Annotated in this window: 20 protein-coding genes; 14 read left to right on the forward strand and 6 right to left on the reverse strand. The window is 65.1% G+C overall.

Translation table 11 applies throughout. The annotated features are described in order from the left end of the window. Window positions 1-3: 3 nt before the first annotated feature. Window positions 4-645 carry a GntR family transcriptional regulator gene (locus ACZYSP_RS16290; protein WP_093052379.1) on the reverse strand — a complete coding sequence of 214 codons (642 nt, stop codon included), beginning with the start codon at window positions 643-645 and terminating at the stop codon, window positions 4-6. Between the two features lie 128 nt (window positions 646-773). On the opposite strand from ACZYSP_RS16290, the gene scpA reads away from it, so the two are divergent. From scpA to ACZYSP_RS16325, 7 genes are read left to right on the forward strand one after another with little or no spacing between them, the layout of a single operon-like run. Further along, window positions 774-2,936 carry a methylmalonyl-CoA mutase gene (scpA, locus tag ACZYSP_RS16295; RefSeq protein ID WP_093078282.1) on the forward strand — a complete coding sequence of 721 codons (2,163 nt, stop codon included), beginning with the start codon at window positions 774-776 and terminating at the stop codon, window positions 2,934-2,936. An 8-nt stretch (window positions 2,937-2,944) separates the two neighbouring features. After that, complete coding sequence (locus ACZYSP_RS16300; protein ID WP_093078050.1) at window positions 2,945-3,418, forward strand: GNAT family N-acetyltransferase; 474 nt, start codon at window positions 2,945-2,947, stop codon at window positions 3,416-3,418. After that, window positions 3,412-4,461: a methylmalonyl Co-A mutase-associated GTPase MeaB gene (gene meaB / locus ACZYSP_RS16305; RefSeq protein WP_093052370.1), complete on the forward strand. Its 1,050-nt coding sequence runs from the start codon at window positions 3,412-3,414 to the stop codon at window positions 4,459-4,461. The genes ACZYSP_RS16300 and meaB overlap by 7 nt, the downstream gene beginning before the upstream one ends. 37 nt (window positions 4,462-4,498) lie before the next feature. After that, window positions 4,499-6,043, forward strand: coding sequence for an acyl-CoA carboxylase subunit beta (locus tag ACZYSP_RS16310; protein WP_093052368.1), 1,545 nt, complete (start codon window positions 4,499-4,501; stop codon window positions 6,041-6,043). Window positions 6,044-6,063: 20 nt separating this feature from the next. Beyond that, window positions 6,064-8,112 carry an acetyl-CoA carboxylase biotin carboxylase subunit gene (gene accC / locus ACZYSP_RS16315; protein WP_093078284.1) on the forward strand — a complete coding sequence of 683 codons (2,049 nt, stop codon included), beginning with the start codon at window positions 6,064-6,066 and terminating at the stop codon, window positions 8,110-8,112. Next, the gene (gene bioB / locus ACZYSP_RS16320) at window positions 8,112-9,146 is read left to right on the forward strand and encodes a biotin synthase BioB (RefSeq protein ID WP_093078052.1); all 1,035 of its coding nucleotides are present in this window, start codon (window positions 8,112-8,114) and stop codon (window positions 9,144-9,146) included. The genes accC and bioB overlap by 1 nt, the downstream gene beginning before the upstream one ends. Further along, entirely contained in the window at window positions 9,143-9,631 is a 489-nt protein-coding gene (locus ACZYSP_RS16325; protein WP_093052362.1) for a VOC family protein, read from the forward strand. The genes bioB and ACZYSP_RS16325 overlap by 4 nt, the downstream gene beginning before the upstream one ends. On the opposite strand, the gene ACZYSP_RS16330 is transcribed toward ACZYSP_RS16325, so the two are convergent. Further along, window positions 9,621-10,118, reverse strand: a complete 498-nt coding sequence (locus ACZYSP_RS16330) for an Lrp/AsnC family transcriptional regulator (RefSeq protein WP_093078053.1) — start codon at window positions 10,116-10,118, stop codon at window positions 9,621-9,623. The two genes, ACZYSP_RS16325 and ACZYSP_RS16330, sit on opposite strands and share 11 nt — an antisense overlap. 122 nt (window positions 10,119-10,240) lie before the next feature. Here ACZYSP_RS16330 and yedA point away from each other — a divergent pair, with 122 nt between their 5' ends. Then, window positions 10,241-11,170 carry a drug/metabolite exporter YedA gene (yedA, locus tag ACZYSP_RS16335; protein WP_093078055.1) on the forward strand — a complete coding sequence of 310 codons (930 nt, stop codon included), beginning with the start codon at window positions 10,241-10,243 and terminating at the stop codon, window positions 11,168-11,170. On the opposite strand, the gene ACZYSP_RS16340 is transcribed toward yedA, so the two are convergent. The 4 genes from ACZYSP_RS16340 to ACZYSP_RS16355 all read right to left on the reverse strand — a co-directional run bounded on the left by ACZYSP_RS16340 (window position 11,136) and on the right by ACZYSP_RS16355 (window position 15,216). After that, window positions 11,136-11,774 carry a LysE family translocator gene (locus ACZYSP_RS16340; protein WP_093052353.1) on the reverse strand — a complete coding sequence of 213 codons (639 nt, stop codon included), beginning with the start codon at window positions 11,772-11,774 and terminating at the stop codon, window positions 11,136-11,138. The two genes, yedA and ACZYSP_RS16340, sit on opposite strands and share 35 nt — an antisense overlap. After that, a complete protein-coding gene (locus ACZYSP_RS16345; protein WP_256216834.1) occupies window positions 11,771-12,403 on the reverse strand; it encodes an RnfABCDGE type electron transport complex subunit B in 633 nt (210 codons plus the stop codon). The genes ACZYSP_RS16340 and ACZYSP_RS16345 overlap by 4 nt, the downstream gene beginning before the upstream one ends. A 28-nt stretch (window positions 12,404-12,431) precedes the next feature. Beyond that, on the reverse strand, window positions 12,432-13,862 hold the full coding sequence (locus tag ACZYSP_RS16350) for a polyhydroxyalkanoate depolymerase (RefSeq protein WP_093052347.1): 1,431 nt from the start codon (window positions 13,860-13,862) through the stop codon (window positions 12,432-12,434). 157 nt (window positions 13,863-14,019) lie between these two features. Then, complete coding sequence (locus ACZYSP_RS16355) at window positions 14,020-15,216, reverse strand: amino acid aminotransferase (protein ID WP_489015369.1); 1,197 nt, start codon at window positions 15,214-15,216, stop codon at window positions 14,020-14,022. A 105-nt stretch (window positions 15,217-15,321) separates the two neighbouring features. Between ACZYSP_RS16355 and uvrB the strand changes: the two genes are divergently transcribed. The 6 genes from uvrB to hscB all read left to right on the forward strand — a co-directional run bounded on the left by uvrB (window position 15,322) and on the right by hscB (window position 20,891). Then, window positions 15,322-17,439: an excinuclease ABC subunit UvrB gene (gene uvrB, locus ACZYSP_RS16360; RefSeq protein WP_093052341.1), complete on the forward strand. Its 2,118-nt coding sequence runs from the start codon at window positions 15,322-15,324 to the stop codon at window positions 17,437-17,439. A gap of 233 nt (window positions 17,440-17,672) precedes the next feature. Then, window positions 17,673-18,209, forward strand: coding sequence for a Fe-S cluster assembly transcriptional regulator IscR (gene iscR, locus ACZYSP_RS16365; RefSeq protein ID WP_007828186.1), 537 nt, complete (start codon window positions 17,673-17,675; stop codon window positions 18,207-18,209). A gap of 84 nt (window positions 18,210-18,293) precedes the next feature. Beyond that, the gene (locus ACZYSP_RS16370; protein WP_093078059.1) at window positions 18,294-19,514 is read left to right on the forward strand and encodes an IscS subfamily cysteine desulfurase; all 1,221 of its coding nucleotides are present in this window, start codon (window positions 18,294-18,296) and stop codon (window positions 19,512-19,514) included. A 50-nt stretch (window positions 19,515-19,564) separates the two neighbouring features. Further along, entirely contained in the window at window positions 19,565-19,984 is a 420-nt protein-coding gene (gene iscU / locus ACZYSP_RS16375; protein WP_093052335.1) for a Fe-S cluster assembly scaffold IscU, read from the forward strand. Window position 19,985: 1 nt separating this feature from the next. After that, a complete protein-coding gene (iscA, locus tag ACZYSP_RS16380) occupies window positions 19,986-20,309 on the forward strand; it encodes an iron-sulfur cluster assembly protein IscA (protein ID WP_007828190.1) in 324 nt (107 codons plus the stop codon). 63 nt (window positions 20,310-20,372) lie between these two features. Continuing rightward, on the forward strand, window positions 20,373-20,891 hold the full coding sequence (gene hscB, locus ACZYSP_RS16385) for a Fe-S protein assembly co-chaperone HscB (RefSeq protein ID WP_093052332.1): 519 nt from the start codon (window positions 20,373-20,375) through the stop codon (window positions 20,889-20,891). Window position 20,892 lies beyond the last annotated feature (1 nt).

The raw sequence follows: 20,892 nt of genomic DNA on the forward strand, positions 1-20,892 counted from the left end.
GCGCTAGTTCGCGGCTTCGAGCCCGTTCTGGAAGTGCTCGCGCATGCGGGCCATGGCGGCCTCCGCGTCCCGCGCCTCGATGGCCGCCATCACCGAGCGGTGCTCCGCCAGCGACTCGGCGATCCGGCCGGCTTTCAGCAGCGAGTTGTGCCGGTTGAGCTTCATCACCTTGCGCAGGTCGGCCACCATCTGGTCGCGCCACTTGTTGTTGGCGATGGCCAGCAACCGCATGTGAAAGCGCTCGTTCAGGGCGAAGAAGTGCTCCCGGTTCTCGGGCGAGGCTGCTGCTTCCAGCTCGGCGTGCAGCGCCTTCAGCTCGGCGCGCTGCGCGTCGGTGGCGCGCTCGGCCACCACGCCGGCGGCGTCGCTCTCCAGCAGCGAGAGCAGGTGGTACACGTCGGTCAGGTCCTGCTCCGACACCTCGGTCACGTACGCGCCGCGCCGCACCTTCATCGTCACCAGGCCTTCGGCCGCCAGCACCTTCAGCGCCTCGCGCAGCGGCGTGCGGCTGATGCCGTATTCCTCGGCCAGCTTGAGTTCGTCGATCCAGCTGCCAGGCTCCAGCTCGCGGCGAAAGATCCGCTGGCGCAGCAGCTCGGCCACCTCTTCATAGAGGGCGCGGGGGGTGAGGGTGACGGCGGACATGGGCCGGACTGTACTTCAAAAACGGTGTTTGAATTAATAATTATGGATCGGTTAGACTCGCGGCCGGCTTGCAAATCCGTGCAGGCGAATTTGCGAATACCCTGCAAGACACTGCGAACGGCCCCTTCATGAGCAGCACACCCGAACCCTCTTTCAAGCCCGCCGACCTCGAAGCCTGGGCCAAGGCTGCTGCCAAGTCCGCACCCGGCGGCGACGTGAACGCGCTGAACTGGATCACGCCCGACGGCATCGCCGTGAAGCCGCTGTACACCGCCGCCGACCTGCAGGGCCTGAAGTACACCGACACGCTGCCCGGCTTCGAGCCCTACCTGCGCGGTCCGCAGGCCACCATGTACGCAGTGCGCCCCTGGACCATCCGCCAGTACGCCGGCTTCTCCACCGCCGAAGAGTCGAACGCCTTCTACCGCAAGGCGCTGGCCGCCGGCGGGCAGGGCGTGAGCGTGGCCTTCGACCTCGCCACGCATCGCGGCTACGACAGCGACCACCCGCGCGTGACCGGCGACGTCGGCAAGGCAGGCGTGGCAATCGACTCGGTCGAGGACATGAAGATCCTGTTCGACCAGATCCCGCTCGACAAGGTCTCCGTGTCGATGACGATGAACGGCGCCGTGCTGCCGGTGCTCGCGGGCTACGTGGTCGCGGCCGAAGAGCAGGGCGTGGCGCAAGACCAACTGAGCGGAACCATCCAGAACGACATCCTCAAGGAGTTCATGGTCCGCAACACGTACATCTTTCCGCCAGCGCCGAGCATGCGGATCATCGGCGACATCATCGAGTACACGGCGCAGAACATGCCCAAGTTCAACTCGATCTCGATCAGCGGCTATCACATGCAGGAAGCCGGCGCCAACCAGGCGCTGGAGCTCGCCTTCACGCTGGCCGACGGCAAGGAATACGTGAAGACCGCGCTGGCCAAGGGCCTCGACGTCGACGGCTTTGCCGGACGCCTGAGCTTCTTCTGGGCCATCGGCATGAACTTCTATCTCGAAGTGGCCAAGATGCGTGCGGCGCGCCTGCTGTGGTGCCGCATCATGAAGGAGTTCAACCCCAAGAACCCCAAGAGCCTGATGCTGCGCACGCACTGCCAGACCTCGGGCTGGTCGCTCACCGAGCAGGACCCGTACAACAACGTGGTGCGCACCACCATCGAGGCGATGGCCGCGGTGTTCGGCGGCACGCAGAGCCTGCACACCAACGCGCTCGACGAAGCCATTGCGCTGCCCACCGAGTTCAGCGCCCGCATCGCGCGCAACACGCAGCTCATCATCCAGGAAGAGACGCACATCACCAACGTGATCGATCCCTGGGCCGGCAGCTACATGATGGAGAAGCTCACGCAGGACATGGCCGACGCGGCCTGGGCCATCATCGAAGAGGTCGAGGCGATGGGCGGCATGACCAAGGCGGTCGACAGCGGCTGGGCCAAGCTCAAGATCGAGGCCGCCGCCGCCGAGAAGCAGGCGCGCATCGACTCCGGCAAGGACGTGATCGTCGGCGTCAACAAGTACAAGCTGAAGAACGAAGACGCGATCGACAGCCTCTCGATCGACAACGTGAAGGTGCGCGACCAGCAGGTGGCGCGGCTGCAGAAGATCCGTGCCTCGCGCGACACCGCCAGGGTGCAGGCCGCGCTCGACGCGCTGACCGCTGCTGCCGAGAACAACACCGGCAATCTGCTGGCGCTGAGCATCGACGCCGTGCGCCTGCGCGCCACGGTGGGCGAGATTTCGGACGCGCTCGAGAAATCATTCGGCCGCCATCGGGCCGACACGCAAAAGGTGACCGGTGTGTACGCAGCTGCCTATGACTCCGCCGAAGGCTGGGAAGCCCTCAAGACCGAAATCAACGCCTTCGCAGAGGAGCAGGGCCGCCGTCCGCGCGTGATGATCTCCAAGCTCGGGCAGGACGGCCACGACCGCGGTGCCAAGGTGGTGGCCACGGCTTTTGCCGACCTGGGTTTCGACGTGGACATGGGACCGCTCTTCCAGACGCCCGAAGAGTGCGCGCGCCAGGCCATTGAAAACGACGTGCACGCAGTGGGCGTGAGCACACTCGCAGCCGGCCACAAGACTCTTGTGCCGGCCATCATCAATGAACTCAAGAAGCAGGGCGCGGACGACATCATCGTGTTCGTCGGCGGTGTGATTCCGCGGCAGGACTACGACTTTCTCTACGAGGCCGGCGTCAAGGGCATCTATGGACCGGGCACGCCCATTCCGGCCAGCGCCAAGGACGTGCTGGAGCAGATTCGCGCGGCGGTCACGGCCTGAGGCGCGACGTGGGCGATCTCTTGTCGCGGCTGTCGCTGCAGCCGGTGGATTCCAGCGATTTCGAAGCCATGCTGGCCCTGCGCATCGACGCGATGCGCCCGAGCCTGGAGCGCGTGGGCCGTTTCGATGCAGCGCGTTCGCGCGAGCGCCTGAGCGCGGGCTTTGTCGTTCCGTACATGCACCACATCGTGCTCGACGGCGACCAGCGCATCGGCTTCGTCACGCTCAAGCCCGAGGACAGCGACGCGCTGCGCCTCGACCATCTCTACCTGCGCACCGGCTTCCAGGGCCTGGGCATCGGTGAATGGGTGCTCGAATGGGCCAAGTCGCAGGCGCGCGCGCAGCGGCTGGACATCAAGCTCACCGCGCTCGTGAAGAGCGACGCCAACCGCTTCTACCTGCGGCACGGCTTCGTGCTCGAGGGCGGGGAGGGCGTCGACCTGCACTACCGCTGGCGCGTGGCTTCGGAGGCTGCGTGCTGAACACGGCACAGGCGCTCGAACGCGCCGTTGCCGAAACCGATGGCATGGCGCAACGGCGCGCCATTGCAAAAGCCATCACGCTGCTCGAATCGACGCGCGCCGACCACCGCACGCAGGCCGACGAACTGCTCACGGCATTGCTGCCGCGCACGGGCAACTCGTTCCGCCTCGGCATCTCGGGCGTGCCGGGCGTCGGCAAGTCGACCTTCATCGAAACGCTGGGCCTGCTGCTGATCGGCAAGGGCCATCGCGTGGCGGTGCTCACCATCGACCCGTCGTCCACCGTGTCGGGCGGCTCCATCCTCGGCGACAAGACGCGCATGGAACGGCTCTCGGTGCACGAGCGCGCCTACATCCGGCCGAGCCCTTCGAGCGGCACGCTGGGCGGCGTGGCCGAGAAGACGCGCGAGGCCATGCTGGTGTGCGAAGCGGCCGGCTACGACATCGTGATCGTCGAAACCGTCGGCGTGGGCCAGAGCGAAACCGCCGTGGCCGGCATGACCGACATGTTCGTGCTGATGCAACTGCCCAATGCCGGCGACGACCTGCAGGCGATCAAGAAGGGCGTGATGGAGCTGGCGGACCTCGTTGTCATCAACAAGGCCGACATCGACAAGGACGCCGCCACGCGCGCGCAGGCTCAGATCACCTCGGCGCTGCGGCTTTTCGGCCACCAGGGCAACCCAGACCATGCACACGCGGTGCATGACGCGCACAGCGGCGCTGAAGTGCGCTTCTGGCTGCCCAAGGTGCTGCAGCTGAGCGCGCTCGCCAACACCGGCGTCGATGCCTTCTGGGACGCCGTCACGCAATTCAGGCAACTGCAGACCGCCAACGGCAAGCTCGCCAAGCGCCGCGAGAAGCAGGCCACCGCGTGGATGTGGGAGCGCATCGACGCAGGCCTCAAGCACGCCTTCAGGCATCACCCGCAGGTGCGCGAGCTGCTGCCCCAGCTTACGCAGCAGGTGGCGCAGGGCACGTTGCCGGCATCGACTGCGGCGCGCAACCTGCTCGCCGCGGCCGCCATCACGGCCAGACCATGAGACACGAAATTCAGGACCACAGCTTCGGAAGCACACCATGCAAGAACTGATCGAACAACTCGAAAAGCGTCGCGCCCAGGCGCGTCTCGGCGGCGGGCAGAAGCGCATCGACGCGCAACATGCCAAGGGCAAGCTCACGGCGCGCGAGCGCATCGAGCTGCTGCTCGACGACAACACCTTTGAAGAGTGGGACATGTTCGTCGAGCACCGCTCGGTGGACTTCGGCATGGCCGAGCAGAAGATCCCCGGCGACGGCGTGGTCACCGGCTACGGAATGATCAACGGCCGCCTGGTGTTCGTGTTCAGCCAGGATTTCACCGTCTTCGGCGGCGCGCTCAGCGAGGCGCATGCCGAAAAAATCTGCAAGGTGATGGACCAGGCCATGAAGGTCGGCGCGCCCGTCATCGGACTGAACGACTCGGGCGGCGCTCGCATCCAGGAAGGCGTGGCCTCGCTCGGCGGCTATGCCGACGTGTTCCAGCGCAACGTGATGGCCTCGGGCGTGGTGCCGCAGATCAGCATGATCATGGGCCCCTGCGCGGGCGGCGCCGTGTATTCGCCCGCCATGACCGACTTCATCTTCATGGTGAAGGACAGCAGCTACATGTTCGTCACCGGCCCCGAGGTGGTGAAGACCGTGACGCACGAAAGCGTCACGGCCGAAGAGCTGGGCGGCGCCATCACCCACACCACGCGCAGCGGCGTGGCCGACATGGCGTTCGAGAACGACGTCGAGGCGCTGCTGATGCTGCGCCGCCTGTACAACTACCTGCCGCTCAACAACCGCGAGAAGCCGCCGGTGCGCCTGGGCAACAACGGCCTGGGCGACCCGGCCGACCGGCCCGACTACTCGCTCGACACGCTGGTGCCCGACAACCCGAACAAGCCCTACGACATCAAGGAGCTGATCCTGAAGGTGGTGGACGACGGCGACTTCTTCGAGCTTCAGCCCGACTACGCGAAGAACATCGTGATCGGCTTCGCCCGCATGGAAGGCCAGACCATCGGCATCGTTGCGAACCAGCCGTTGGTGCTCGCGGGCTGCCTCGACATCAAGAGCAGCATCAAGGCCGCGCGCTTCGTGCGCTTCTGCGATGCGTTCAACATTCCGGTCGTCACCTTCGTCGACGTACCCGGCTTCATGCCCGGCACGGGGCAAGAGTACGGCGGCATCATCAAGCACGGCGCCAAGCTGCTCTACGCGTATGCGGAGTGCACGGTGCCGAAGATCACCGTCATCACGCGCAAGGCCTACGGCGGAGCCTATGACGTGATGGCCTCCAAGCATCTGCGCGGCGACGTCAACCTTGCCTGGCCGCGTGCCGAGATCGCGGTGATGGGCGCCAAGGGCGCGGTGGAAATCATCTTCCGCGAGGACAAGAACGACCCCGAAAAACTCGCCGCCCGCGAGGCTGAATACAAGGCCCGTTTCGCCAACCCGTACGTGGCGAGCGCACGCGGCTACATCGACGACGTGATCCTGCCGCACGAGACGCGCAAGCGCATCTGCCGTTCGCTGGTGATGCTGCGCGAGAAGAAGCTCGAGAACCCGTGGCGCAAGCACGGGAACATTCCACTGTGAGCGGCACGGAGAAGAAGAACATGTTCAAGAAGATCCTGATTGCGAACCGTGGCGAAATCGCCTGCCGCGTCATTCAGACAGCGAAGAAGATGGGCATCCTCACGGTCGCTGTCTATTCCGACGCCGACAAGGAAGCCCGCCACGTCGAACTGGCCGACGAGGCCGTGCACATCGGAGCTGCGCCCAGCCGCGAGAGTTACCTGCAGGCCGACCGCATCATTGCCGCCTGCAAGAAGACCGGCGCCGAGGCGGTGCACCCGGGCTACGGCTTCCTGTCGGAGAACGAAGCCTTCGCGCGCAAGGTCGAGGAAGAAGGCATCGCCTTCATCGGGCCGAAGCACTATTCGATTGCGGCAATGGGCGACAAGATCGCCTCGAAGAAGCTCGCTAACGAAGCCCAGGTCAACACCATTCCGGGCTGGAACGACGCCATCGAGACGGCTGAGCGCGCCGTCGAGATCGCGAAAGACATCGGCTACCCCGTGATGATCAAGGCCTCGGCCGGCGGCGGTGGCAAGGGTCTGCGCGTGGCCTTCAATGACAAGGAAGCCTTCGAGGGCTTCACCTCGTGCCGCAACGAGGCGCGCAACAGCTTCGGCGACGACCGCGTGTTCATCGAGAAGTTCGTCGAGGAGCCGCGCCACATCGAAATCCAGGTGCTGGGCGACTCGCACGGCAACGTGATCTACCTGAACGAGCGCGAATGCTCGATCCAGCGTCGCCACCAGAAGGTGATCGAGGAGGCGCCGTCGCCCTTCATCTCCGACGCCACGCGCAAGGCGATGGGCGAGCAGGCGGTGCAACTGGCCAAGGCCGTGAAGTACCAGAGCGCCGGCACGGTGGAGTTCGTGGTTGGCAAGGACCAGAGCTTCTATTTCCTCGAAATGAACACGCGCCTGCAGGTGGAGCACCCGGTAACGGAGTGCATCACCGGCCTCGACCTGGTCGAGCTGATGATCCGCGTGGCCGCCGGTGAGCAACTGCCGTTGACGCAGGAGCAGGTGAAGCGCGACGGCTGGGCCATCGAGTGCCGCATCAACGCCGAAGACCCGTTCCGCAATTTCCTGCCCTCGACCGGCCGGCTGGTGAAGTTCCAGCCGCCGGGCGAGACCATGTTCGCGAGCGACACCGAGCACCTGCAAGGCGTGCGCGTGGACACGGGTGTGTACGACGGCGGCGAGATCCCGATGTATTACGACTCGATGATCGCCAAGCTCATCGTGCACGGCAAGGACCGCCAGCATGCGATCGCACGCATGCGCGAGGCGCTCAACGGCTTCGTGATCCGCGGCATCAGCAGCAACATTCCGTTCCAGGCGGCGCTGCTGGCGCATCCGAAGTTCGTGGCGGGCGACTTCAACACCGGCTTCATCGCCGAGCACTACGGCAAGGGCTTCCACGCGGAAGACGTGCCGCATGCCGATCCGTCGTTCCTGATCGCGCTCGCGGCCTACGTGCATCGCCGTTATCGTGCGCGCGCCTCGGGTATCAGCGGGCAGCTCGAAGGCCACGGCGTGAAGGTGGGCGAGCAGTTCGTGGTGGTCGAGTTGGGGCCCGAAGGCAAGCACGTGCACCATCCGGTGTCGGTCACCGACTTCCATGGCAAGACCGGTGCGAGCGCAGTGGCCGTGGGCGGCAAGACCTACAAGATCGACAGCAGTCTGGCGCTGGGAGCGATCCGCGTGCAGGGCACCGTCAACGACAAGCCCTTCACCGCGCAGGTGGAGCGCGGCGCGGGCAAGAGCCCGCTGGCACTGCGCGTGTCGCACGACGGCACGCAGATCGAGGCGATGGTGCTGTCGCCGCTGGGCGCGCGGCTGCTCGAGCTGATGCCCTACAAGGCACCTCCGGACCTGAGCAAGTTCCTGATGTCGCCGATGCCGGGCCTGCTGGTCGAGGTGTCGGTGCAGCCGGGCCAGCAGGTGCGCGCTGGCGAGAAGCTGGCCGTGATCGAGGCCATGAAGATGGAAAACGTGCTGTTCGCCACGCAGGACGGCGTGGTCGGCAAGATTTCGGCGGGCAAGGGCGAATCGCTCGCCGTCGATCAAATCATTCTGGAGTTCAACTGATGGGTGCCAACGACTTGCAACAGGCGATCACGCTGCACCGGCCCGCGAAGGCCGCTGCCCCCAAGACCGAGGGCCCGTGGTCCGTCGAGGCGATCCAGACGCTGCTCGACAAGCCGCTGATGGACCTGCTGTTCGAGGCGCAGACCGTGCACCGCCAGCATTTCCCCGAAGGCGACATCGAGCTGGCCACGCTGCTGTCGGTCAAGACTGGCGGCTGCCCCGAGAACTGCGGCTACTGCCCGCAGTCGGCCCAGTTCGATACCGGCGTGAAGGCGCAGAAGCTCATGGAGGTCGACGAGGTGCTGCGCGCCGCGCAGGCCGCCAAGGACGCCGGTGCCACGCGCTTCTGCATGGGCGCTGCATGGCGCGCGCCGAAGGACCGCGACGTGGAGAAGGTGGCCGTGCTGGTCGAGGCCGTGAAGGGGCTCGGCATGCAGACCTGCGCCACGCTCGGCATGCTGGAGCCGCACCACGCGCACCAGCTCAAGGCTGCCGGCCTCGATTACTACAACCACAACCTCGACACCGCGCCCGAGTACTACACCGACGTGGTCGACACGCGCACTTATCAGGATCGTCTCGACACGCTGGCCCATGTGCGCAGCGCGGGCATCAGCGTGTGCTGCGGCGGCATCGTCGGCATGGGCGAAGCACCGGTGCACCGTGCGGGGCTGATCGCGCAACTGGCCAACCTGAATCCGTACCCGGAATCGGTGCCGATCAACAGTCTGGTGCGCGTGCCCGGCACGCCGCTGGCCGACTCGGACCCGGTCGACCCCTTCGACTTCGTGCGCATGATCGCGGTTGCGCGCATCACCATGCCGACCGCGCGCGTGCGCCTGTCGGCCGGCCGACAGCAGATGGGCGACGCGGTGCAGGCGCTGTGCTTCATGGCGGGCGCGAATTCGATCTTCTACGGCGACAAGCTGCTCGTTACCGGCAACCCCGACGTCGAAGCCGACACGGTGCTGCTGCGCAAGCTGGGCCTGAATGCGCGGCAGGTTCAGGAGCAGCCGGAAGGCTGTGCCGCATGACCACTGTCGCACGCCCCTTCAAGGTGCTGGGCATCCAGCAGATCGCCATCGGCGGGCCCGACAAGCTGCGGCTGCAGAAGCTGTGGGTCGACATGCTGGGGCTCGAAGTCACGGGCACGTTCAAGAGCGAACGCGAGAACGTGGATGAAGACATCTGCGCGATGGGCGTGGGCCCGTTCAAGGTCGAGGTCGACCTGATGCAGCCGCTCGATCCGGAGAAGAAACCCGCCGTTCACACGACGCCGCTCAATCACGTCGGGCTGTGGATCGACGACCTGCCCAAGGCCGTCGAATGGCTCACGGCGCAGGGCGTGCGCTTTGCGCCGGGTGGCATCCGCAAGGGTGCAGCCGGCTTCGACATCTGCTTCCTGCACCCGAAGGCGAACGACGAATTTCCGATCGCGGGCGAGGGCGTGCTCATCGAGATGGTGCAGGCGCCGCCCGAGGTGGTAGCGGCGTTCAGCGCGCTCGCAGCTACGCGTTGAGCACCTTCTTGATCGGCGGCTTCACGTCCGAGCGCTGAGGCGGCAGCATCGCCTGGTGCTCGCGCGCCGGGTTCAGGATGATCGAGGTCGCCGTCTCGGTAAGGATGCAGAACTTGGTGACCACCGCGTCGAGGTGGCTCACGTCGATCACCGCGATCTCGAGGATCCAGCTGTCCTCTCCGGTCACGTTGTAGGCATTGACGCATTCGGGCGTGTCCTGCACCAGTTTCACGACGAGGTCGTAGTCCGCGCGCCCGACGCGGATGATGGCGCGGATGCCGTAGCCCAGCTTGCCGAGGTTGACGGTGGCGCGGTAGCCGCTGATGACGCCCGCAGCCTCCAGTTTCTTCACGCGCTCGGTTACTGCCGGCTGGCTCAGGTGCACGCGGCGGCCCAGTTCGGCCATGGTCAGGCGCGCGTCGGCCTGCAGTTCGGCGAGGATGCGGGTGTCATGGGCGTCCAGCACGGGGTTCAAGGGAAAGTCCATGAAACTCCTTCAAATCGACGGTTTGGCGAGGGCAGAACCATGAAATCTGCATGGCTGCCGAGGGACGGCTTTCATACCATGACCGGCACCCAATACCAAGAATCAGAAGAGACACCTTCGACATGCCTACCCTCGCTTCTCCCGCCCATGCCACGCCAGCCGCGGGCCGCCCCGGATTGCCGCCGCTGCTGTGGCTTTGCCTCGCCGCCACCTGGGTGGTGTGGGGCTCGACCTATCTTGCGATCAAGTACGCGCTGATCAGCTTTCCGCCGTTCCTGCAGATGGGCTCGCGCTTCCTGGTCGCGGGTGTGCTGCTGGCAGCGTGGATGCGCTGGCGCGGCGCGCCGTGGCCCTCGCTGGTGCAGTGGCGCAATGCCTTCATCGTCGGCGCGCTGATGCTGGGCGGCGGCATGGGCGGCACGGCGAACGCCGAGGTGTCGATCGGTTCGGGGCTGGTGGTGGCGTTCATCGCGGTGATCCCGCTGCTGATTGCGCTGCTCAATCTGATCTGGGGTGTGAAGCCGTCGCGGCTCGAAGCTGCGGGCATCGCGCTCGGCCTCGTCGGCGTGCTGATGCTCACGCAGGGCAGCGGCTTCCGCTCTTCGCCCGAGGGGCTGGTGGCCATCTGCATCGCCTGCGTCTGCTGGTCGCTTGGCAGCGTGCTGAGCCAACGCAGCCTGCCGCTGGCGTCCGGCGCGATGGGCTTCGCGAGCGAAATGCTCTGCGGCGGCGTGGTGCTGATGGGGCTCGCCGCGGTGTCTGGCGAAACGATGAGCTGGCCGCCACAGGCTGAAGCGGTCGCTGCGTGGATCTATCTGGTGGTGTTCGGCTCGCTGATTGCCTTCAACGCCTACATGGTGCTGCTGGCCAGGGCGCCGGCCGCGCTGGCGGCGAGCTACACCTTCGTGAACCCGGTGATCGCGATGCTGCTGGGCGTGTGGATCGCCAACGAGGCGGTCACGCGCTTCGAGTGGTACGCGGTGGCCGTGGTGCTGGCGGGTGTGCTGCTGTTGCTCTTCAAGCGCCGGGGCGGCGCCACACCGCAAGCGTAGCCGCGAGCAGCCACATGCCGGCCGCGCAACCGCGGTTCATTGCCCTGAGGCCGCGCTGCGAGAGGAAGCGCACGGCCTGCGTGCCGGCCGATGCATAGGCCAGCATCACGCAGGTATCGAGCACGACGAACACTGCACCTAGCAGCAGGTACTGCGGGCCTTGCGGCTTCGCGATGTCGACGAACTGCGGCAGGAATGCCGCGAAGAACAGCACCGTCTTCGGGTTCGACAGCGCCACCATCAGGCTGCGCAGCAGCGCGACACGGCCCTGCGGACGGACTTCGAGCGGCGACTTGGCCAGCGCGGTGCGCAGGTCGGTGGTTTCGCTGCGCCACAGCTTGATGCCCAGCCATACGAGGTAGGCCACGCCTGCGACGCGGATCGCATTGAAGAGCCACTCCGAGGCCGCCAGCAACGAGCCCAGTCCGAGCGCGACGACGGCGATCAGGGTGATGCTGCCGAGCGACGCACCCGCAATGCCCCAGCTCGCGCGGCGCATGCCGCCCTCGATGCCGTTGGACAGCGCCAGCAGCATCGTTGGCCCCGGAATCAGGGCCAGCGCGAGCGAAGCGACGATGTAGATGAGCAGGGTATCGAGCGTCATGGTTTGGTGGCTGGTGAGCGTTGTTGCGAGGCGGCGCGGGCACGCGCCAGTGCGGCTTCGACGATGGCGCGCTTGCGGGCGCCGGCGTCTTGCGGGGCTTCGGGCTCGGGCGCCGTTTCGGCCAGCCGGGCGTCGGTGTTGCGGTGCCTGCCATGCACTTCGTAGCGGCGCCTCGCACTCTCGGCCTGCTCGGCCGACCAGGCTTGCCAGCCGCTGAGGCCCGGCGTCTCGACTTCGAGCGAGATGCAATCGACAGGGCAGACCGGAATGCACAGTTCGCAGCCCGTGCAGTGGGCTTCGATCACGGTGTGCATGCGCTTGTTGATGCCGACGATGGCGTCGGTGGGGCAGGCGTCGAGGCACAGCGTGCAGCCGATGCACCAGGCCTCGTCGATGACTGCCATGGCACGCGGGCCTTCGGTGCCGAACTGGGGATCGAGGGGGAGCGTTGCGCGGCCGGTGAGCAGTGCGAGTCGCTCGATGCCTTCCGCGCCGCCCGGCGGGCACTGGTTGATGCCGGCCTCGCCGTCAGCCACGGCCTGTGCGTAGCCTGCGCAATCCGGGTAGCCGCACCGTGTGCACTGCGTTTGAGGCAGTGCATCGTTGATGCGTGCGGCCAGCCCGTTCACTTGGTGATGAGGTTGCGTGCGCGCTTCTTCAGCGCGCCGCACCGGTGCCGGGCTTCTTGCGCGCAGCGGGCTTCTTCACTGCCACGGCCGTGGCCTTCTTTGCCGGCAGCTTTTTGGCCGCGACGGCGGGCACCTTGCGGCCGGGCTTGATGCTGTCTTCGGCGGCCAGGCCGCCGCGGTTGCCGGCGCGACTCTGGGGCTGGTCGTTGGCCGCGATGAATTTCAGCACCTTCGGGTAGACCAGTTCGCGCCAGCGGCGGCCGCTGAAGATGCCGTAGTGGCCGGCACCTTTCACTTCATAGTGCTCGCGCTTGTCATTGGCTATGCCGGTGCACAGGCTGTGCGCCGCTTCGGTCTGGCCCGAGCCCGAGATGTCGTCGAGTTCGCCTTCGACCGTGAGCAGGGCGGTCGAGTGGATGTCCTGCGGGTGCACGCGCTCCACCTGACCCTGGGGGTTCTTGACGTCCCAGGTGCCGTTGACCAGGTCGAATTCCTGGAACACGGTGCGGATGGTCTCGAGGTAGTAATCGGCGTCCATGTCGAGCACGGCGTTGTACTCGTCGTAGAACTTGCGATGGGCCTCGGCGCTGGCGTCATCGCCCTTGATCAGGTCCTTGAAGTAGTCGTAGTGGCTGCTGGCGTGGCGGTCGGGGTTCATCGCCACGAAGCCGGTGTGCTGCAGGAAGCCAGGGTAGACCTTGCGGCCCGCGCCCGGAAAGCCCTGTGGCACGCGATAGATCACGTTGTTCTCGAACCACTCGTAGCTCTTGTTCATCGCGAGGTTGTTCACCGCGGTCGGCGACTTGCGTGCGTCGATGGGGCCGCCCATCATGGTCATGGTCAGCGGCAGCTGTTCGCCGCGGCTGGCCATGAGCGACACGGCCGCGAGTACCGGCACCGTCGGCTGGCACACGCTCACCACGTGGCAGTTACCGTATTCGGCCTGCAGGCGGCGGATGAACTCCTGCACGTAGTTGATGTAGTCGTCGAGGTGGAACTCGCCTTCGGACAGCGGCACCAGGCGCGCGTTCTTCCAGTCGGTGATGTAGACCTTATGGTCCTGCAGCATGGTGCGCACGGTGTCGCGCAGCAGCGTGGCGTAGTGGCCCGACAGGGGCGCCACGATCAGCACCACGGGCTGGCTCTTGAGCGTCTTGAGGATGTGCGGCTCGTCGGTGAAGCGCTTGAAGCGGCGCAGCTCGCAGAACGGCTTGTCGAGTTCGACAGCCTCCTGGATCACGACCTCTTCGCCGTCGACCTTGACGGACTTGATGTTGAACTCGGGCTTCTCGTAGTCCTTGCCGAGGCGATAGAGCAGGTCGTAGCCGGCGGCCATGCGCTGGGCCATGGGCAGCTGGCCCCACACGGCGCCCTGGCCGTAGAGCTTGGAGGCAGCCTGTGCGAAGTCCGAGAACGGCTCCATCAGGGAACGCTGGGCTTCGTAGAGTTGATAGAGCATCGCTGGTCTTGGAGTGGAATGTTGCGGTGCAATATATCAGCGCATTCGCTGCATTGCAGGGGGCCTAACCCCTACATCGGCCCCGCCGCGAGGGGCCTTCTTCCACAGAATGTGAAGGAATCGTCGCGAAGGCGATTCCCTCACACCTTGCTGTCACCTAGATGACTTTGGCGATCGAGGCACAGACGAACTCGATATTCTTGCTGTTGAGCGCGGCCACGCACATGCGGCCGGTGTCGGTGCCGTACACGCCGAACTCATTGCGCAGGCGCACCATCTGGTCCTTGCTCAGGCCCGAGTAGCTGAACATGCCGATCTGCGTGGTGATGAAGCTCATGTCTTCTTTCACGCCGGCGGCCTTGAGGCCGTCGACCAGCTTCTGGCGCATGGCCTTGATGCGCACGCGCATCTCGCCCAGTTCTTGTTCCCACAGGGCGCGCAGTTCGGGGTTGCCGAGCACCGCGGCCACCACGGCGCCGCCGTGCGTGGGCGGGTTGCTGTAGTTGGTGCGAATGGCGATCTTGAGCTGCGACAGCACGCGGCCGGCTTCTTCCTTGCTTTCGCACAGCACCGACAGGGCGCCCACGCGTTCGCCGTACAGGCTGAAGCTCTTGGAGAACGAGGTCGAGACGAAGAAGGTCAGGCCGGCATCGACGAACTTGGCGACGGCGGCGCCGTCTTCCTTCAGGCCGTAGCCGAAGCCCTGGTAGGCCATGTCGAGGAAAGGCACGAGACCCTTGGCCTTGACAGTGGCTACGACCTGGTCCCACTGCTGCGACGTGATGTCGTAGCCGGTCGGGTTGTGGCAGCAGGCGTGCAGTACGACGATGGTGCCGGCAGGGGCTGCGTTGAGCGCGGCCAGCATGCCGTCGAAGTTGATGCCGCGCTTGGCGGCGTCGTAGTAGGGGTAGCTTTCGACTTCGAAGCCGGCGTTGGTGAACAGCGCGCGGTGGTTTTCCCAGCTCGGGTCGCTGATCAGCACCTTGGCGTTGGGGTTGAGCTTCTTCAGGAAGTCAGCGCCGACCTTGAGGCCGCCGGTGCCGCCGATGGCCTGGATGGTGGCCACGCGGCCCGAGGTGATGGGTTCGCTGTCGGCGCCGAAGACCAGCGCCTTGACAGCGTTGTCGTATGCGGCAATGCCATCGATGGGGAGGTAGCCGCGCGCCGTGGGCGCTTTCATCATGTTCTGCTCTGCCGCTTGCACGCACTGCAGCAGTGGCAGCTTGCCGTTGTCGTCGTAATAGACGCCGACGCCGAGATTGACCTTGTTGGGGTTGGTATCGGCTGCAAATTGCTCGTTGAGGCCGAGGATCGGGTCGCGCGGCGCCATTTCGACCGCGGTGAACATAGACATGGAAAGGTCCTTTGGGATGAAAGCTTCGCTGCAACCGGAGGAGGCTTTATCCTTTCCGGTTGCCTTGAATTTTACCGGCGCGAGCGCCACCTGTCGGGAACAGCCATGCCAGAGAACAACGAAGCCATAGCAGACCTGAAGAAACTGGACCCGATCGGGCCGGCGAAACAGGGAGAATTCATCCGCTATCCGGACTCGCCTTTCGAGCTTTTCCAGCCCTATCCACCGGCCGGCGACCAGCCGAAGGCGATCGAGGGGCTGGTCGAGGGCGTGATCGATGGCGAAGTGTTCCAGACCCTGTTGGGCGTGACCGGTTCGGGCAAGACCTTCACCATGGCCAACGTGATCGCCCGGCTGGGCCGCCCGGCCATCGTGTTTGCGCCCAACAAGACGCTGGCGGCGCAGCTCTACAGCGAATTCCGCGAGTTCTTCCCGAAGAACGCCGTCGAGTACTTCGTGAGCTACTACGACTACTACCAGCCCGAAGCCTACGTGCCGCAGCGCGACTTGTTCATCGAGAAAGATTCATCGATCAACGAGCACATCGAGCAGATGCGGCTGTCGGCCACCAAGAGCGTGCTGGAGCGGCGTGACACGGTCATCGTGGCCACGGTGAGCGCCATCTACGGCATCGGCACCCCCGAGGACTACATGGAGATGCGGCTGATTGCCCGCGTCGGCGACAAGGTCGGCCAGCGCGACCTGATTTCGCGGCTCATTCGCATGCAGTACCTGCGCAACGAGCAGGACTTTGCCCGCGGCACCTTTCGCGTGCGGGGCGACACTATCGACGTGTTCCCGGCGGAGCACAGCGAGCTGGCGATCCGCTTCGAGCTGTTCGACGACGAGATCGAGTCGCTGCAGCTCTTCGACCCGCTGACCGGCCGCATCCGCCAGAAGGTGCCGCGCTTCACCGTGTATCCGTCGAGCCATTACGTCACGCCGCGCGACAAGGTCATGGCGGCGGTGGAAACCATCAAGATCGAACTGGGCGATCGGCTCAAGGAACTGGTGGGGGCGGGCAAGCTGGTCGAAGCGCAACGGCTGGAGCAGCGCACCCGTTTCGACCTCGAAATGCTCGCCGAAATCGGCCATTGCAAGGGCATCGAGAACTACACGCGCCACCTCTCGGGCGCTGCGCCAGGCGACCCGCCGGCAACGCTGACCGATTACCTGCCGAAGGACGCGCTGATGTTCCTCGACGAAAGTCACCAGATGATCGGCCAGCTCAGCGCCATGTACAACGGCGACCGGGCGCGCAAGACCACGCTGGTCGAGTACGGCTTCCGCTTGCCGAGTGCGCTGGACAACCGGCCGCTCAAGATGGAAGAGTTCGAAAAGCGCATGCGCCAGTGCATCTTCGTTTCGGCCACGCCGGCGCAATACGAGAAGGACCATGCCGGCAACGTGGTCGAACAGCTGGTGCGGCCCACCGGACTGATCGACCCCGAGGTCGAGGTGCGGCCCGCCACGCATCAGGTGGACGATGTGCTGGGCGAGATCCGCGTGCGCGTGGACAAGAACGAGCGCGTGCTGATCACCACGCTGACCAAGCGCATGGCCGAGCAGCTGACCGATTACCTGGGCGACAACGGCGTGAAGGTGCGCTACCTGCACAGTGACGTCGACACGGTCGAGCGGGTGGAAATACTGCGCGATCTGCGCCTGGGCACCTTCGACGTGCTGGTGGGCATCAATCTGCTGCGCGAGGGGCTGGATATTCCCGAGGTATCGCTGGTGGCGATCCTCGACGCCGACAAGGAAGGCTTCTTGCGCGCAGAGCGCTCGCTGATCCAGACCATTGGCCGCGCAGCGCGGAACCTGAACGGCAAGGCCATCCTCTACGCCGACCGGATGACCGAGTCGATGAAGAAGGCCATCGGCGAAACCGAGCGCCGCCGTGCCCGGCAGATTGCCTACAACGAAGCCAACGGCATCACGCCGCGCAGCATCGTCAAGCAGGTGCGCGACCTGATCGACGGCGTCTACAGCGAGAAAACGGGCAAGGAAATGGCCAAGCTCGACCTGGAACGCGCCAAGGTCGAGGACATGAGCGAAAAGGACATCGCCCGGGAAATCAAGCGGCTGGAAAAGCAGATGCTGGAACACGCCCGCAACCTCGAATTCGAGAAGGCAGCCCGGGTGCGCGACCAGTTGGCGCTGCTGCGGGAGCAGGCGTTCGGGGCGTCGGGCGGCGACAACATCGCGATCCCGCCGCAGTAGGTCAGACGTTCGCATTCTTCAAGCGAACCGCGCTGGGGTTTACCCCAGCAGACCTCGGGGGCTTCTGTTATACTTGAGCGAAACAGTCAACAACAAGAAAAGAACTTCGCGATGAAGGACCGACTCCTACCGACTGGTTCACCAGCGTCAGGGGTCGGGCAGGGCGGAGACGAAGTCACCGCGGTCCAGGACCACGGTGTCATTTCAACGGTAAGCACTTGAAGGAGCTTGCGATGCGTCTCACTACCAAAGGCCGTTTTGCGGTCACAGCAATGATCGATCTGGCGTTGCGTCAGAACACCGGTCCGGTCACGCTGGCTGCGATCAGCCAGCGGCAGCAGATTTCGTTGTCGTACCTTGAGCAGCTGTTCGGCAAACTGCGCCGTCACGAGCTGGTCGAGTCGACTCGCGGCCCCGGCGGCGGCTACAGCCTCGGTCGCAAGGCCGCGGACATCACCGTGGCCGACATCATCGTTTCCGTCGATGAACCCATCGATGCCACCCAGTGCGGCGGCAAGGAAAACTGCCTCGGCGAAGCCGGCCGCTGCATGACGCACGAGCTCTGGGCCTCGCTGAACCAGCGCATGGTCGAGTTCCTCGACTCCGTCACGCTGCAGAAGCTGGTCGACGACCAGATCGCCAAGGGCGTGCAGATCGAGAACAAGCCGGTCGTCAAGCGTGCGATCTCGGCCCAGCCGGTGGTCAAGCCGATCCGCGTGAACGCACCGAATTCGGTGTTCGCCCTCGGCAACGCCTTCGCCAAGTCCTGAGTACTGAGTCCCCGGCGGCGCCTTCGGGCGCCACCTTGAGCAGCCCAGATCAAAAAACAACCCCCACGCCAGCACGAGCCAGCCATGGACGTAACTCCTCATTTCCCGATCTATCTCGATTACGGCGCGACCACGCCGGTCGACCCGCGTGTGGTCGACGCCATGATTCCCTGGTTGCGCGAACACTTCGGCAATCCGGCGTCACGCAGCCACGCATGGGGCTGGGAGGCTGAAGAGGCGGTCGAGAAGGCGCGTGGCCAGGTCGCCGACCTGATCAATGCGGATCCCCGCGAAATCGTCTGGACGTCGGGTGCGACCGAATCGATCAACCTCGCGCTCAAGGGCGCGGCCCAGTTCTACAAGGGCAAGGGCAAGCACCTGATCACCCTGAAGACCGAGCACAAGGCGGTGCTCGACACCATGCGCGAACTCGAGCGCCAGGGCTTCGAAGTGACCTACCTCGACGTCGAGGAAAACGGCCTCGTCGACCTGGAGAAGTTCAAGGCCGCGATCCGCCCCGACACCATCCTGGCCAGCGTGCTGTTCGTGAACAACGAAATCGGCGTGATCCAGAACGTGGTCGCGATCGGCAATGTCTGCCGCGAAAAGGGCATCATCTTCCACGTCGATTCGGCCCAGGCCACCGGCAAGGTCGAAATCGACATCACGAAGCTGCCCATCGACCTGATGAGCCTCGCCTCGCACAAGACCTACGGCCCCAAGGGCATCGGCGCGCTGTACGTGCGCCGCAAGCCGCGAGTGCGGCTCGAGGCGCAAATGCATGGCGGCGGTCACGAACGCGGCATGCGTTCGGGCACCTTGCCCACGCACCAGATCGTCGGCATGGGCGAGGCCTACCGCATCGCCAAGCTCGAAATGAAGGACGACATCGCCCATGCGCGCCGCCTGCAGAAGCGTCTGCTCGATGGCCTGAAGGATGTCGAGCAGGTGTTCATCAACGGCGACCTCGAACACCGTGTGCCGCACAACCTGAACATGAGCTTCAACTACGTCGAAGGCGAGTCGCTGATCATGGGCATCAAGGGCCTGGCGGTGTCGTCGGGTTCGGCCTGCACTTCGGCCAGCCTGGAGCCCAGCTATGTGCTGCGCGCCCTGGGCCGCAGCGACGAGCTGGCCCACAGCAGCCTTCGCATGACCATCGGCCGTTTCACGACCGAAGAAGAAATCGACTACGCCATTTCGACCATCAAGCACAACGTTGCCAAGCTGCGTGAGCTGAGCCCCCTGTGGGAGATGTTCCAGGACGGCGTCGACATCAGCACGATCCAGTGGTCGGCCCACTGACGCAGGCCCGCACCAGGCTCCACGATTGAACAAAGTTTGAGAGGTACACCATGGCATATTCTTCCAAGGTCATCGACCACTACGAAAATCCACGCAACGTCGGTTCCTTCGAAAAGGGCGACGACTCGGTAGGCACCGGCATGGTCGGCGCGCCGGCCTGCGGCGACGTGATGAAGCTGCAGATCAAGGTCAACCCCGAAACCGGCGTGATCGAAGACGCGCGCTTCAAGACCTACGGCTGCGGCTCGGCCATCGCGTCGTCGTCGCTCGTGACCGAATGGGTCAAGGGCAAGACGCTCGACGAAGCGGCTGCGCTCAAGAACGCGCAGATCGCCGAAGAGCTGGCGCTGCCGCCCGTGAAGATCCACTGCTCCATCCTGGCCGAAGACGCGATCAAGGCCGCCGTGAGCGACTACAAGGCCAAGCACGGCGTCAAGACCGAAGCTGCTGCTGCCGAAGCTGTTCACTGACATGGCCGTCACGCTGACCGAAGCCGCTGCGCGACACGTCACCCGCTACCTCGGCAAACGGGGCAAGGGCGTGGGCGTGCGGCTGGGCGTGAAGACCACGGGCTGCTCCGGCCTGGCCTATAAGCTCGAGTATGTGGACGAGTTCACGCCTGAAGACGTGGTGTTCGAAGACCACGGCGTGAAGGTGCTGGTCGACCCGAAGAGCCTGGCCTACATCGACGGCACGCAGCTCGACTTCGTGCGCGAGGGCCTGAACGAGGGTTTCAAGTTCATCAACCCCAACGAACGCGACCGTTGCGGCTGCGGGGAAAGTTTTCGCATCTGATGCGCCGTCGCTGACCGCGACAACAGCCGCCACCATGTCATGTGCTGGCGGTTTTTTCTTGCCATGAACCTGAACGACACCGACTTTCAACTGTTCGCCGTCCCGGCGACTTTCGCGCAGGACCGTGCGGTGCTCGACGCGCGCTGGAAAGAGCTGCAGCGCGAAGCCCACCCGGACCGCTTTGCCGCGCAGGGCGCCGCCGCGCAACGTGTGGCCATGCAGTGGTCGGTGCGCATCAACGAGGCTTACCAGCGGCTCAAGGACCCGATCCGCCGCGCCAGCTACATCTGCGAACTGCACGACGCACCGCTGAACGCCGAGAACAACACGGCGATGCCGCCGGAGTTCCTGATGCAGCAGATGGAGTGGCGCGAGGCGCTCGACGATGTCGAAGACGCCGCTTCGCTTGAAAAGCTCCAGGCCGAGGTCGAGGCTGCCCGCGCCCGCGCACTGTCGTCGCTCGACTGGCTGATCGACGAAAAAGGCGACTACCCCGCCGCCGCGCAGCAGGTGAGAGCCCTCATGTTCATTGAGCGCTTCGGACAGGACGTCGAAGCCAAATTCGATCAGTTGGGACAATAGA

It is taken from the genome of Variovorax sp. F042 (assembly GCF_057814215.1).